Annotated in this window: 12 protein-coding genes; 8 read left to right on the forward strand and 4 right to left on the reverse strand. The window is 46.9% G+C overall.

Going from position 1 to position 14,033, the window contains the following annotated elements; translation table 11 throughout:
- Nucleotides 1–82: 82 nt before the first annotated feature.
- A complete protein-coding gene (locus FSB84_RS01875; RefSeq protein WP_225979959.1) occupies nt 83–1,585 on the reverse strand; it encodes an OmpA family protein in 1,503 nt (500 codons plus the stop codon).
- Nucleotides 1,586–1,933: 348 nt separating this feature from the next.
- Between FSB84_RS01875 and FSB84_RS01880 the strand changes: the two genes are divergently transcribed.
- The gene (locus FSB84_RS01880) at nt 1,934–2,896 is read left to right on the forward strand and encodes a polyprenyl synthetase family protein (protein ID WP_130543261.1); all 963 of its coding nucleotides are present in this window, start codon (nt 1,934–1,936) and stop codon (nt 2,894–2,896) included.
- 37 nt (nt 2,897–2,933) lie between these two features.
- On the forward strand, nt 2,934–4,640 hold the full coding sequence (recJ, locus tag FSB84_RS01885) for a single-stranded-DNA-specific exonuclease RecJ (protein WP_130543260.1): 1,707 nt from the start codon (nt 2,934–2,936) through the stop codon (nt 4,638–4,640).
- A 19-nt stretch (nt 4,641–4,659) separates the two neighbouring features.
- Here recJ and htpG read toward each other — a convergent pair whose 3' ends face one another.
- Nucleotides 4,660–6,501 carry a molecular chaperone HtpG gene (gene htpG, locus FSB84_RS01890; RefSeq protein WP_130543259.1) on the reverse strand — a complete coding sequence of 614 codons (1,842 nt, stop codon included), beginning with the start codon at nt 6,499–6,501 and terminating at the stop codon, nt 4,660–4,662.
- A gap of 567 nt (nt 6,502–7,068) precedes the next feature.
- Between htpG and rpsF the strand changes: the two genes are divergently transcribed.
- The 6 genes from rpsF to FSB84_RS01920 all read left to right on the forward strand — a co-directional run bounded on the left by rpsF (nt 7,069) and on the right by FSB84_RS01920 (nt 11,611).
- Nucleotides 7,069–7,425 carry a 30S ribosomal protein S6 gene (rpsF, locus tag FSB84_RS01895; protein WP_127126806.1) on the forward strand — a complete coding sequence of 119 codons (357 nt, stop codon included), beginning with the start codon at nt 7,069–7,071 and terminating at the stop codon, nt 7,423–7,425.
- Between the two features lie 5 nt (nt 7,426–7,430).
- Nucleotides 7,431–7,697: a 30S ribosomal protein S18 gene (rpsR, locus tag FSB84_RS01900; protein WP_127126808.1), complete on the forward strand. Its 267-nt coding sequence runs from the start codon at nt 7,431–7,433 to the stop codon at nt 7,695–7,697.
- Nucleotides 7,698–7,707: 10 nt separating this feature from the next.
- Nucleotides 7,708–8,154 carry a 50S ribosomal protein L9 gene (gene rplI / locus FSB84_RS01905; RefSeq protein WP_130543258.1) on the forward strand — a complete coding sequence of 149 codons (447 nt, stop codon included), beginning with the start codon at nt 7,708–7,710 and terminating at the stop codon, nt 8,152–8,154.
- A gap of 362 nt (nt 8,155–8,516) precedes the next feature.
- Nucleotides 8,517–8,885, forward strand: coding sequence for an RNA recognition motif domain-containing protein (locus FSB84_RS01910; protein WP_130543257.1), 369 nt, complete (start codon nt 8,517–8,519; stop codon nt 8,883–8,885).
- Nucleotides 8,886–9,325: 440 nt separating this feature from the next.
- Nucleotides 9,326–10,705, forward strand: coding sequence for an HAD-IB family phosphatase (locus tag FSB84_RS01915; RefSeq protein WP_130543256.1), 1,380 nt, complete (start codon nt 9,326–9,328; stop codon nt 10,703–10,705).
- A 30-nt stretch (nt 10,706–10,735) separates the two neighbouring features.
- Nucleotides 10,736–11,611 carry a universal stress protein gene (locus FSB84_RS01920; RefSeq protein ID WP_130543255.1) on the forward strand — a complete coding sequence of 292 codons (876 nt, stop codon included), beginning with the start codon at nt 10,736–10,738 and terminating at the stop codon, nt 11,609–11,611.
- A 54-nt stretch (nt 11,612–11,665) separates the two neighbouring features.
- Here the strand turns inward: FSB84_RS01920 and FSB84_RS01925 are convergent, their stop codons facing one another.
- Together FSB84_RS01925 and FSB84_RS01930 are read right to left on the reverse strand one after the other, a co-directional pair.
- Nucleotides 11,666–12,538: a class I SAM-dependent methyltransferase gene (locus FSB84_RS01925; protein ID WP_130543254.1), complete on the reverse strand. Its 873-nt coding sequence runs from the start codon at nt 12,536–12,538 to the stop codon at nt 11,666–11,668.
- 118 nt (nt 12,539–12,656) lie between these two features.
- On the reverse strand, nt 12,657–14,021 hold the full coding sequence (locus tag FSB84_RS01930; RefSeq protein WP_130543253.1) for a 3-keto-disaccharide hydrolase: 1,365 nt from the start codon (nt 14,019–14,021) through the stop codon (nt 12,657–12,659).
- Nucleotides 14,022–14,033 lie beyond the last annotated feature (12 nt).

The following is a 14,033-nucleotide window of genomic DNA, read 5'->3' on the forward strand; positions in this document are numbered from 1 at the left end:
AATTATAAAACCCTTTGATCCAGCCGCCGGTATTATCCGGCGGCCGACCAAAGGGCTTTTAGTATAGTCAAAGCAAAAATGATTATCCTCTGCGGCGTAAGTTGGGGTGAGGAGCAGGAACTGTAGTAGGTCCTTCTTCACCAGTACCATCGCGCAGGTCAACGGTGTTGCAATCTCCGTTCATTTCACCGTATTTGAAGATAAAGCGGTCAGCGCTGATACCTTCTTTTTCAACCAGGTGGTTGATCACGGCATTCACACGGTCCCAGCTCAATTGTTGTTCAGTTTTGTTGGTAGAGCAGTAGCCTACAACAGCAACTTTACAATCAGAGTGGTCGCGCATTTTCTGAGCTACGCTGGCCAGAAGGGCCTTAGAGTCGTTGCTCAGTACAACAGTTTTGCCTTTGAAAGAGATGCTTGGGAGGTCTCCGATCTGGCAGTTACCACCAGGTTTGTAGTTAGCCAGTTTATCACGGAGCTCTTTGCAGCACTCAGGCTCTGGGCATTTACCTACACCATCAGCGTCAACAGGCTGACATTGTGTGGGGGTAATGAGTTCTTTGTCTTTGTAGTCAGGAACACCGTCACCGTCAGTATCGCGGCTTACACCACGGGTATCAACAGGTGCACCGGCAGGTGTGTTTGGCTCCTGGTCGAATTGGTCAGTAACGCCGTCGCCGTCTGCATCATCCAGAACTGGCTTGGGCAGCTTCATATGACGTGGAGCGTTGAGCTCGTTGTAAGCGTAATCCAGAGGATTCAGCCACCAGAGTGGTTCAACGGATTTACCACCGATATTGAAGTTCAGACCAATTGAAGCGAAGTTGAAGATATCTTTATCGGGAGTCAGAGCAGGAGCTGTTGCATCATTCTCTTGCCATTGCATACCATCCAGCAGGTCAGTTTTAGCAACAGTAACCTTATCCTCGATAGAGAGGCTAAGTGTTTTGCTCAGCCTGAACTGCATACCGCCACCGAAAACAAAAGTTGGTTTGAAAGGCTTATCGAAGAGTTCTGCGCCTTTATCCCTTTCTGCTTGTGTTTCGTAAGAATCATCCTGCATGTCTTTCAGAGCTTTGCGGAGATCTTTTCTGTCCTTGTAAGGACGTGGGCTTGCCTGATACTGGTTATAAACATTAGTATAATCGTAAATGCTATTACCGTTCAGAGCATTCACTTTCACGTCATAAACCAGACCACCCACACCTACGAAGCCATAGATGTTGAAGCCGGATTTGGCTTTATGGAAGCGAATATTGTTCAACGTGAATACACCTTGTAAACTACCATCATACATTGTTGATTTGTAGTTGTAGAACACATGATCGCCTACGGTATAACCTGCGTATTGATTTTGAACAGTAATTCTGTTCACTGCTCCTGGTTGCCAATTCTGACCTCTCGCCTGGTAGTAACCGAAGTCGGCTCTCAGAGAGAATACATAACCTAAAGCCTTGCGAACGTGGAGACCAGCGCCCCAACCCGGCCTGGAACGAACGTCGCCGGAAATGGTAGCGTAACCGCCTTTCACGCCTATTTCCCATTTATTTCTGGGTTTGGCAGGAAAAGCGTAATTATTTGCCATGAACTCTGTGTGCTGAGGGAGTCTTTTTGAGGGAATTACAGAGGAATCCTGTACGTCATAACTTCCGCCTATCTGGGCAAACGCGCCTGACGAGAGCAGGCATAGTAAGCCAAATAAACCTGTGTACTTTTTGCTTGCCATAACTAAAATTTATGTGAAGGATTAAGAAAACCAATTATCCGAATTAGGTGCAAAAATATTAATTGCAAACTAAATACCAAATTTTTTTAACCAACGTTGCGTGCATTATCTTGCTGTCTTTCACCCTTTAAGAGTGCGCGAAAACAGGGCTGTTTTACCGTTAGTAATACACAGTAAAATAGTATGTTTGCCGTTCTTTTTCCAATCATGAAACTATCACAGGCAATACTACACGATGAACTGGCTGCTTTCGATAAAAAGTTCAGGGAGGCGGTCAAGAGTCAGGTTCCGCTGCTGGATCGCATCATGCGGTTCATCGTGAACCGCAAAGGCAAACAGCTGAGACCGATGTTTGTGCTGTTGTCTGCCAAGCTGTGCGGGCCTGTAAACGAGTCCACATACAGGACAGCATCTCTCGTTGAATTGCTGCATACAGCCAGTCTCGTACATGATGATGTAGTGGATGAATCTCCCGAACGAAGGGGATTTTTCTCTACATACGCCCTCTGGAAAAGTAAGGTGTCCGTACTCGTTGGTGACTACCTCCTCGCCAAAGGAATGCTTCTCTCACTCGATAACGACGACTATCGCATTCTGCAGATCCTCTCCCGCGCTGTTAAACAAATGAGCGAAGGAGAATTGTTGCAAATGGAGAAATCCCGCACGCTAAATCTCCGGGAAGATATCTATTTCGAGATAATTACCAATAAAACAGCCTCCCTCCTCGCCTCCGCCTGCTCCGCAGGAGCCTATTCTTCTTCCCAAAATGAAACAATTGCGGAGAAAATGCGGCTTTTTGGTGAAAAAACGGGAATTGCCTTCCAGATCAAAGACGACCTTTTCGACTACGGCAATGAGGCAGTTGGCAAGCCCACCGGTAATGATATAAAAGAAAAGAAACTTACCCTCCCGCTGATCTACACCCTCAACAATGCCGACAAGACCACACGTCGTCACCTGATCCGGATCATTAAGAATGAGAACCGTAACCCCGTGAAAGTGCAGGAAGTGATCAATACCGTGAAAGAAGCCGGCGGCATCCACTACGCCGAACAGAAGATGATGCAGTACCGGGATGATGCCCTCGCCATCCTGAATGATTTCGATAACCAGGAAGTCCGCAATGGCCTGGAAGAACTGGTGAGGTTCACCACAGATAGAAAATTCTGATCACATTTTCCTATTTTCATACACTACATATACCAACATGCAAAAACGCTGGAACATACTTTCTGCCGAAGACGCAAAACTCTCCGCACTCCGGCAGGATCTCAATATTCATCCGGCGCTCCTGCAGATCCTCATTCAACGTAATATAGATACCTACGAAAAAGCAAAAGCCTTTTTCAACCCGGACCTCTCCAACCTCCACAGCCCCTGGCTGATGAAGGATATGGGCAAAGCCGTGGACCGCATCCTCACAGCCTTCAACAACCGCGAAAAGATCCTCGTATTCGGTGATTATGATGTGGATGGCACCACAGCCGTGGCCTGCATGTACAGCTTTCTCAAAACCGTGTATGAACCTTCCAATATTGAGTATTACATTCCACATCGCTACCGCGAAGGTTACGGCGTATCCAAAGCAGGTATCGACCATGCACATACGATGGGCGCCACACTTATCATTTCCCTCGACTGCGGCATCAAATCTATAGACCTGGTGGGATATGCCAAAGAACTGGGGATCGATTTCGTGATCTGCGACCACCATACACCGGACGCCATCCTGCCTCCGGCCGTTGCCATCCTCAATCCCAAACAAGCGGATTGCAACTATCCGTTCAAAGAACTTTGCGGCTGCGGCGTAGGTTTCAAACTGATCACGGCCCTTGCCGAAAAACTTGAGCTCAGCAGCTCCGCCCCGATGGAATACCTGGACCTGCTGGCCACCGCCATCGCAGCAGACATCGTTCCCATGGTGGGCGAAAACAGGATACTCGTATACCACGGTCTGAAAAAAGCCAACGAAGAGCCCAATTACGGTATCCGTGCCCTCAAGGAGCTCGGAGGATTGCAAAAGGAACTCTACATCAATAACCTGGTATTCATGATCGCTCCGCGTGTGAACGCCGCCGGTAGAATGGACGATGGCAGCAAAGCAGTGCAGCTCTTCATCGCCAAACATATCGATGAAGCCAGGCAATACGCAGCCATGTTGCATTCAGATAATTCAGACCGTAAAGAAGCCGACAAAAATATTACAGACGAAGCGCTCGCCATCATCAGCGGGGACACAACTATGGTGAGCAGCAAATCTACCGTGGTATACCAACCGCACTGGCATAAAGGTGTAGTGGGCATCGTGGCTTCCAGGCTGATCGATCATTACTATCGTCCTACCATCGTACTTACACAATCGGGAGAATATATCGCCGGATCCGCCAGAAGTGTGGCAGGCTTCAACGTTTATGAAGCCATCCACCAGTGCCGCGACCTCCTCCTTGGATACGGCGGACATTTCTACGCAGCAGGTATGACCCTGGAACCCGGTAAGGTAGAGGCTTTCAGGGCAAGATTCGAAGAAGTGGTTTCAGCTTCCATCACGGAAGACATGCTGATCCCCGAAATCAATATAGACTCGGTAGTCACGCTCAGCGACCTCAAACAATCTTTCTTCAATATCATCAAACGCATGGAACCCTTCGGACCGGAAAACATGCAGCCCCTCTTCATGGTAAGCGGTGTTACCGATTCCGGATACTCGAAGATCGTAAAGGATGTGCATATCCGCTTCTCCGTGAAGCAAGGCAATATCCTTTTCAACGGGATCGGCTTCAACCTGGCTTCCAAATTCCATTTTTTGCAGAACGGAGAACCAGTGGATATCGTATTCACGCTGGAAGAGAATGAGTGGAATAATGAAAAGCACCTTCAGTTGAAGGTGCTTGACTTAAGGCGGCACGAAGCCTAATGATCTATTATCGTATCCTTTAATTCTTCAGGAGGTCTACACTTCGGCTAATGAAGCTGGTTAGTTCCGTTCCTTTCAGCAATCCCTGGCTCAGTAAAGCAAGATCAGCCAGGTTCCTTGTCATCTTCTCCTGTCTTCCGGCATCGGCAGTTGCCAGTACCTGCTGGTAAATAGGATGATTTCCATTGACCGTCAACGTTACCTCATCAGGCATATTGGCGTAGAAACTTCCCATTGGTCCGCTCATAGCAGCCATATCTTTCATACGGCGCATGAACTCAGGCCTGGTGGCCAGTACGGGAGGTGCTTCAGGGCTCAGTCCTTTCAACTCTACTGTTACCTGCAGCCCTGGAGGAGTAATGGAGAAAAGGCTCTTCAACTTCGTTTGATCATCCTCGTTCAACACCATCTCAGTATTCTCCTGTTTGTCTATCAGGTTGTCTGTGATATCTGAATCAACACGGTTGAAATGAACATCATTCCATTTAGGCTCCATCTGGTTGATGAAGCTGGCATCGATCAGCGTATCCAGCTTCACAACGATGTATCCTTTCGCTTCAGCGGCTTTGATGTAAGCGTCCTGCTGCACAGGGTCCGTAGTGTACAGGATCACCAGCTTCCCTTCTTTATTTTTTTGCAGTGTTTCTGCTGCGAGACGATACTCTTCCAGCGTATAGAATTTGCTGCCATCAGCGGACTGGAAGAGATGGAACTTGTTCGCCTTTTCCAGGAATTTATCATCCGTCATCATTCCATATTTCACAAACAGTCCGAGACTGTCCCATTTCTCTTCGAATGATGTTCTTTCGTTCCTGAAGATCTCATCCAGTTTATCTGCTACTTTTTTGGTGATATGATTGTTGATCTTCTTCACATTGGGATCACCCTGCAGATAGCTCCTGCTCACGTTGAGCGGGATGTCCGGAGAATCGATCACACCCTGCAGCAGCATGAGGAACTCAGGTACGATGTCTTTCACTTCATCGGTTACGAAAACCTGGTTGGCATAGAGCTGTATCTTGTCTTTCTGGATCTCGTAGTTCTGTTTGATCTTCGGGAAATACAGGATACCAGTGAGATTGAAGGGATAGTCCACATTCAGATGTATCCAGAACAAAGGCGTTTCATTGTAGGGATAGAGCTCCTTGTAGAAGTTCTGATAATCTTCCGCAGTCAGTTCCGATGGTTTCCTGACCCAGGCCGGTTGTGTATTGTTGATCGGCTGCGGATCCTCCTCTATTTCTTTTCCGATAAAGAAGATAGGAACAGGAAGGAAGCGGCAGAATCTTTTCAGTACTGATTCGATGCGCAGTTCATCCAGGAACTCTTTACTTTCTTCATTGATGTGAAGCACGATGTCTGTGCCTCTTTGTTCTTTTTCTGTTTCTTCCAGCATGTATTCCGGGCTGCCATCGCATTCCCAGCGAACAGGCTTTGCACCATCGCGGAAACTTTTGGTGAAGATCTCTACTTTGTCGCTCACCATGAAAGCGGAATAGAAGCCCAGTCCGAACTTTCCGATGATATTATTCTCGTTTTGTCCTTTGTATTTGTTCACAAATTCCTCTGCGCCGCTGAATGCCACCTGATTGATGTATTTCTCCACTTCGTCGGCAGTCATACCCAGGCCGCGGTCGGAGATGGTGATAGTTTTATTATCGATATCCAGTTTCACTTCAATCTTCAGTTCTCCCAGTTCGCCTTTGGCTTCTCCGATGGAGCTGAGTGTTTTCAGTTTTTGTGTGGCGTCTACGGCATTGCTGATGAGCTCACGAAGGAAAATATCGTGATCGCTGTAGAGGAATTTTTTAATGATAGGAAAAATGTTCTCGGTTTGTACCCTGATCGATCCTTTTTGCATAGTACCAGAAATTTGAAGGGAAGATACCAAAGATCGCTCCGGGTTTTTGAAATCCGGCGGCAAAACAAACCGGCGCGGGAGGAGATTTGATCAGCTGTGGTGGGTTGGATCTGGCGGTGGAATATCTATCGGGCTTCTTCGCTTTTGTTTTACAGGCCGGAGTTTCAATACCCCTCCACTAAGGAGCCGCGGGTGCAGCAGTGCCGATAAAATAGGTGGAGAAGTGGTTGATTTTTCTATTTTTCCTGAAATTTGTGGAATGCCGAATTTTCTTTTGCAGGTCTTTTTTATGGTGACCAGGTGACAGGAATGAGAAAAAAAGGCAGTAGAAGCGGGAATTAGGAATCAAGTTGGCTGTCAGGAGGCGACCGATAAGATAGCTAAACCTGGTAAATGATTTATTTTCAGCAAAATACGCTGCCATTATCTTCTCCAAAACTTTTCTGATTGGGCTTTTGCCACTATGGTGGTAAGTCTGTATCTTTGCAGCCCCTTAACCGAAAGTGGAAACACAGACGGGGCACGGGACAGAACAATATTTCTTTATTTCAAAACAAAACAGGGATCATGAACAATTACGAATTGATGGTGATTTTTACCCCTGTGCTTTCTGATGACGACTTCAAAACCGCTCAGAAAAAATACACTGACTTTATCAAAGATAATGGCGGTGTAGTTGTGCACGAAAATCCCTGGGGTCTGAAATCACTGGCGTATCCGATCCAGAAAAAGACCACTGGTCTGTACTGGGTACTGGAATACCAAGCGCCATCCACCTTCAATGAGCAGTTCAAAATTCAGATGCTCCGTGACGAGAACATTCTCCGTCACATGTTCACTGCACTCGATAAATACGCCGTCGAGTACAATGGTAAAAAGAGAAGTGGTGTACCTACAGGAACTGAAAAAGCAATCGAGGGTTAATCATCATGGCAAAAGCAAATGAGATCAAATACCTGACGGCCATTAAAACAGAGAAGCCAAGGAAGAAATTCTGCCGTTTCAAAAAGTATGGTATCAAGTATATCGATTATAAGGACGCAGAGTTCCTGAAAAAATTCCTGAACGAACAAGGTAAGATGCTGCCCCGCCGCATTACCGGTAACTCTCTGAAGTACCAGCGTAAAGTGGCTCAGGCTGTGAAAAAAGCCCGTCAGATGGCTTTGCTGCCTTATGTAACAGACCTTTTAAAATAAGGAGGACACCATGGACATTATACTCATTCAAGACGTAGATAACTTAGGTGCCAAAAACGAGGTTGTAAAAGTTCGCAACGGATACGCCCGTAACTTCCTTATTCCGCAAAAATTTGCGGTAGAGGCTTCTTCATCCAATCTGAAACAACTGGAAGAAAGGATGAAGATCGTTCGCAAGAAGGAAGAAGTGATGCTGGCAGCAATCAAAGAAGTAATTGCAAAACTGAAAGATGGAGTACTGAAGATCGGCGCTAAGACCGGTACCAGTGGCAAGATCTTCGGTAGCGTAACTTCCCTTCAGCTCAGCCGCGCTATCCGCGAGCAAAAAGGATATGAGATCGATCGCAAGAAGATCTCTATCGTTGACGAAGTGAAAGAACTGGGCACCTACAAAGCCAATATCGATTTCGGCAACGGTCATTCAACCGAAGTTGAATTCGAAGTTGTAGCTGAGTAATCTCAAAGTCTGCAGATAATTCAAGAGGGTGGAACAACAGTTTCCACCCTCTTTTTTTGTGGTCATCCGTATTCCCCAAACCGGGCCGGCCGCAGACAGGCCCGGCCAGGTCCCCGGAACCCCGCTCCCCACTTAATCCTTTGTATATCCAGTACATATCGTAATTTCTTCAAATGCTTGCCCAATCAGGATTTGATCGAAATTTTATTTGGTAAATCAAATTATTTCTTATCTTCATGTATGGTTAATGAAACTAGTTCTCTTGTACTGTAGTGCTTTACCTGTTTTTCCGGTTTCCTCAGTTCATTGAAGCAACTTGCGTCATTATCTGCTTTTTCAGAACATCTAAAATTATTGTTACAATGAACATTTACGTAGGGAACCTTTCCTGGCAAATGACCGACGACGATCTGAGAACCTTATTCGAACAATACGGTTCTGTTACTTCTGCAAAAATCGTAAAGGACAAAGCCAGCGGTCGCAGCAAAGGCTTCGGTTTCGTTGAAATGCCCGAAGACAGCGAAGCACAAAACGCTCTCACCAGCCTGTACGAATCTGAAGTATTAGGCAGAAAAATCATCGTTAACGAAGCGCAACCAAAACCACAAAACGGTGGTGGCGGCGGTGGCTTCAAGAAGAGAAGCTTCGGTGGCGGCTCCGGCGGTGGCGGCGGCTACAAGAAAGGCGGCTTCAACAGAGGCGGCGGCGGCGGTTACAACAGGGATTTCTAATCAACTCAACTAATCGCTTTTAGTCTAACATAATCCTCTTGTCTCCGGACAAGAGGATTTTTTTTGCACCTCCTCAGCTTATATAACGTGCATAAATAAACGTAATTGAAACCTCGATTTCAACCCCACTCTTTCCCCCACTGTTTTTTTACTCCCTCCTCCCCGGTTACAGCAACCATTGTTTAATAGTTTTTTAATACTGTTTTAACCCTATGATAAGGTTCAAAGGCCATATTACTGCGGCGCCATAACGGCCTCTTGTGAAGCCAGGAAATATATCCACAATTGATGCATTTTTTATCGTTCTCAGGGGGTTAAGGCACGGCTTTTGTCAACTATTACCTGCATCAGCCAAATTCCCTCAGAACCATTCCGGCAGGATTTTTCAGATACGTGCAGAAAGATCAATACAAACCGTAGTAAATCAAAAGGAGGTACTTGTGCTAACTGTTATTGTCCCTGTTTTAAATGAAGAAAATACGATTGCAAATGTGGTCAGGTTCTGCCTCAGTCACCCTCTTGTGAATGAAGTAATTGTTGTTGATGATAAATCTGAGGACAAAACACCACAAATTGCAGCAGAAGCGGGCGCAAAAGTGATCACCAGCCAGGTGCGGGGAAAAGGTATTTCCATGAAAGATGGTATCGATGCAGCCTCCAGCGATATTGTAATTTTCCTCGACGGAGATATAGATCCTTATCCGGAAGAAACCATTTCCCGTTTGGCAGAGCCCCTCGTATTGAATGAAGTGGATTTCGTGAAAGGAAGTTTCGCACGCAATGCAGGCCGTGTAACCGAACTGGTGGCCAAACCACTGCTCAATATCTTCTATCCCGGCCTCTCCCATTTTGAACAACCACTCAGCGGCATGATCGCCGGTAAAAAATCATTCTTCCAGAAAATAGATCTGCTCAACGATTACGGAGTAGACATCGGCATACTCATCGATATGTACCTGATGAAAGCACGCATCCGCGAAGTGAACATCGGTTATATCGAAAACAAATCCAAGCCCTGGCAGGCTCTCGGAAAAATGAGCGGAGAAGTAAGCCGCGCCATCATCAGCAAAGCGCAAAGACAGCATCCGGAAGAGATCAGTGAAGAAGATATCATGAGCATCGAAGCCGTGAGCGGAGAGATGAATAAAACAATCCGCGAAAAACTCTGCGGCTTTCACAAGATGGCCATCTTCGATATGGACGATACCATCCTGCTCGGCAGGACCATCGATGCATGCGCAAAAAAATTCGGCTTTGTTCCCAAACTGGAAGACCTGCGTGCACAGGAAAAGGACGCCATCATCCTTACCAAACGCATTGGCCTGCTGTTGAAAGGACGCACCATCGACGATATGCTCAATGTAGTGGCTGAAATTCCCATGGTGCACGATATCAAAGAAGTGGTGGCAGAACTGAAAGCACGCGGTTATATCATCGGCATTATCAGCAACAGCTATACGCTCGTCACCAATTATGTGAAGCAACAGATCGGCGCTGATTTCACTTATGCCAACCAGCTTGAATTCTTTGAAGGCAAGTGCACCGGCGAAGTGAACCTTCCCTCCTACTGGTTCGGTTCACCGGAGAGTATCTGCGGACATGCATACTGCAAAACAAATGTGCTGCAGCATGTTTGCGAAAAATATAATGTTCAACTGAAAAATTGCATCGTAGTAGGCGATAGCCGCGATGATCGTTGCATGATCGGTCATGGTGGCAAAGGCGTGTCCTTCCGTACGAAGGATGAACTGCTCAGGACCATTGCAGACACCAACATTGAAGAAGAAAGCTTCCAGTCATTACTGGAGCTGGCTGTTTAACAACATTCAAAAACCTTAAAAAGAACGTCTATGCCAAAAACTCTGTACAATATCCTGGTTCCCGTTGATTTTACGGCAAAGAACAAATGGGCCATCAGCAAAGCCATCGAACTGGCCAATACCTTCCATTGCAACGTACACCTGGTGCACGTTTCGTCGGGATCGCTGATGCCATTGCTGCCGCTTGACATGAGTATGCTGATGCCATCTTACGATGCAGCAGACATGACCAATGCCAGGAAGAAACTGGAGAACCTCCGTGATATTTACAGTAATCATATCTGCGGCGGTGGCAAGCTGGAGATCAGCCTCCTCAAAGGCAATCCCAGTCAGCAGCTGGCCGACTATATCCAGAAATTCGAGATGGACCTGGTAGTGGTGGGGCTCGCCCGCTTCAACCTCCTGCATCGTGTGCTGAGCACCGTTAGTATCAGCAGGCTGGCGCGAAAAACAAATGTGCCGGTACTCACCATCCGTTCCAGCGGACTGGTAAGTCATTTCAAGAAGATCGTGCTGCCGCTGACAGACAACCTGCCGCTGCACCGTATCAAACTGGCTACCATGCTGGCGCGCTCTTTCAAGTCCACCGTATACCTGGTAAGCCTCCGCGATGAGCAAAAGGAACAGAATGCAGCCAATGGCATCATGGATACAGCACTGGAAGTGATCCAGAGCCTCAGTACCATTCCTGTTCAATGTTTCCTGCTGGAAGGAAAGAATCTCGCGAAGAGTACACTTGAGTTCTCTAAACGCATTAATGCTGACCTGATCATGGCCAACCCACTGAAAGAATTCCATATGCCGGGCTGGTGGAACAGGATCACAAGAAAGTTATTATCATATGGCTCCAGGATCCCCGTGATCACTGACAGCCGCAACAATAATGAAACGATTTCAGCATCTTAATTTTTAAGAAGTTGTTTTTAGGGTTAACGCCTCCTCTATCCAGGGGAGGCTTTTTTAGTCCCTAACGGCCATCGCCACACGGTAAAATTCATATCCGCGCTCGGGCCTGTCCGGCATATAATCTTCCCTGTATTCAACTGCGCCTTTATCCGCTTCCAGGGTGCAATTGAATTTCCTGCAATACTCTTTCAACTCCTCGGGATCGAAACCGAATGTCCAGGTCTCTTCCAGTTCTGCCAGATCATTCAGTAATTTTTGTGCGCCGTAGAAAGAACCGGGATCATCGTAAACCTGCTGGTGAACATACGTGAAGATGAGACAGGATCCTGATGCAAACTGGCTGAAGAATTTGAAAGTGCCATCCACGGCCTGATCGGAAAGATAATTGGTAACGCCTTCCCAGATGAAAGCAGTACGAAGGCTCATATCGATATGCCTTGCCTGTGCAAGATCATCCAGGCTTTGCTCATTGAAATCGATCTGGTAGAAACGGACATTTGCAGGCAGCCTTCCCATTTCGCTTTGTAAGGCGCCGAGTTTTCTTTTGGCTGTATTGGGATGGTCTATCTCAATTACAGGAATACCCTGTAAAAAATCCAGTCTGAGCGCCCTTGTATCATAACCCGCGCCTAAAATAATGACCTGCTGAACGCCCTTTTCTATACTGGCTTTCAGCAGGTCATCGATATATCTTGTTCTGGCTACGCCGGAAGTGAATCCGCCGGGCAGCTCTTTATGAATCTTCCACCGGAGGTATTTCCTCACCAAGGGAACTGGCGAATATTGAACAGCCCTTTTCAGCTTATTGTCGAGAAAAAAGATAGCATACGGATCGTAGAACAGGCGCTTTCCTTCCGGTCTCGTGGATTCGAGCGCTCTGAAGAAAGCCATATATTGGGCGGTGCGGCTGGCCTTGTCTACTTTCATGTATATCGATTATTAACAGTAAAATAATCAATCCACCCAACAACGCCAAAACAGACTGTCTCCAGAGACAACGGAATAGCTGTCACTCGCCGGGAAGCGAGCAACTGGCCGCAATCTGCTACAACTGTTTTATTTTGATACTGCGGAAGCTCACTGCATCGCCATGGTCCTGTAAAAGTATATGGCCTTTGGGTGCTTCTCCGAAACTGGGCCACACCTTGTATTTACTATTTGCTACCAGTTCTTTGTATGCTTGTGAACCCCGATCATACTCCAGCACTTTCACTCCATTCAGATAATGCTCCACATGATTATTGGGATATACCACCAGCCTGGCCGTATTCCAGTTGCCTGGCTGCCTGATGAAGCGGGATGTTTTTTCCGCTTTGATCAGATCATACAGTGAAGCCAGTGTGCGGTTGCCGTTCAGACCGAGTTTTGCATCAGGATGAAGGGTATCATCCAGCAACTGGTATTCAAGCCCGATTGCGGAACCTTTGCTGTCTTCCCTGAGAGTAACAAAATATTTCACGCCGGAATTGGCGCCGGGCGTGAGTTTGAAATCCCAGGAGAGATCGAATGCAGCATATTCTTTCAGTGAAACTATATCGCCGCCATTGGTGGATTCCTTGCCATCCGAGCCCAATACATTCAGCTGGCCATCGCGTACTTCCCATCCTTTTGCCGGGAAAGCATTGCCCCTGGCGCTTCTCCAGCCTTTGGTGGATGTTCCGTCGAAGAGCAGCTTCCAGCCATTCTTCTTTTCGTAGTCAGATAAATTGTTGGGAATTGCATTGTAAACGTATACGCCTTTACCGAATGCTTCGGGCTTGAGATTGCTGGTTTTGATGCGGATATTCTTCCACCAGATCTTTTTGCCTTCCTGCTCGGGTTTATTGATGCTGTGCACCTGCAATGCGATGAAGCCTGCAGCATCCATCGTGTCTACCACGTATGCGCAGGGCACGCCATTGATCCATGTTTTGAGGTGATGACCTATCGCTTCTATTTTTACATGATTCCATTCTCCGTTCTTCCAGGCATCCTGTGCATTTTTATTGAGCGATAATGCGTAGAGCCATTCCCTTCTTCCTTCATCATAAATTCCCCCGGCCCATTTGCGTGCGGAAGGATCTATATCCAGCTGATAGCCGAACACACGACCTGCACCATTATTGCCTTCCGGATTGATATGGCTGCGGAACTGAACGCCGGAATTGGAAGTGATGTCTTCCATCTTCATATCACATTCAAGGATAAAATCCCCGTATTCTTTTTCTGTCATCAGAAATGTATTGGGCGACTTACCAACAGTAGTACCCACCAGCATTCCGTCTTCCACCTGGTAAGTGGCTTTGCCGAGCTTCTTCCATCCATTGAGCGTCTTTCCGTCGAAAAGGCTGGTCCAGCCTTTTTCGGGCGATTGCGCAAATGCCGCAGGGACAAACATTACAGCAAATATGAATCCGATGATCTTTCTCATGATTATAGCAGG

Source organism: Pseudobacter ginsenosidimutans (genome assembly GCF_007970185.1).
Taxonomy (GTDB): Bacteria; Bacteroidota; Bacteroidia; order Chitinophagales; family Chitinophagaceae; genus Pseudobacter; species Pseudobacter ginsenosidimutans.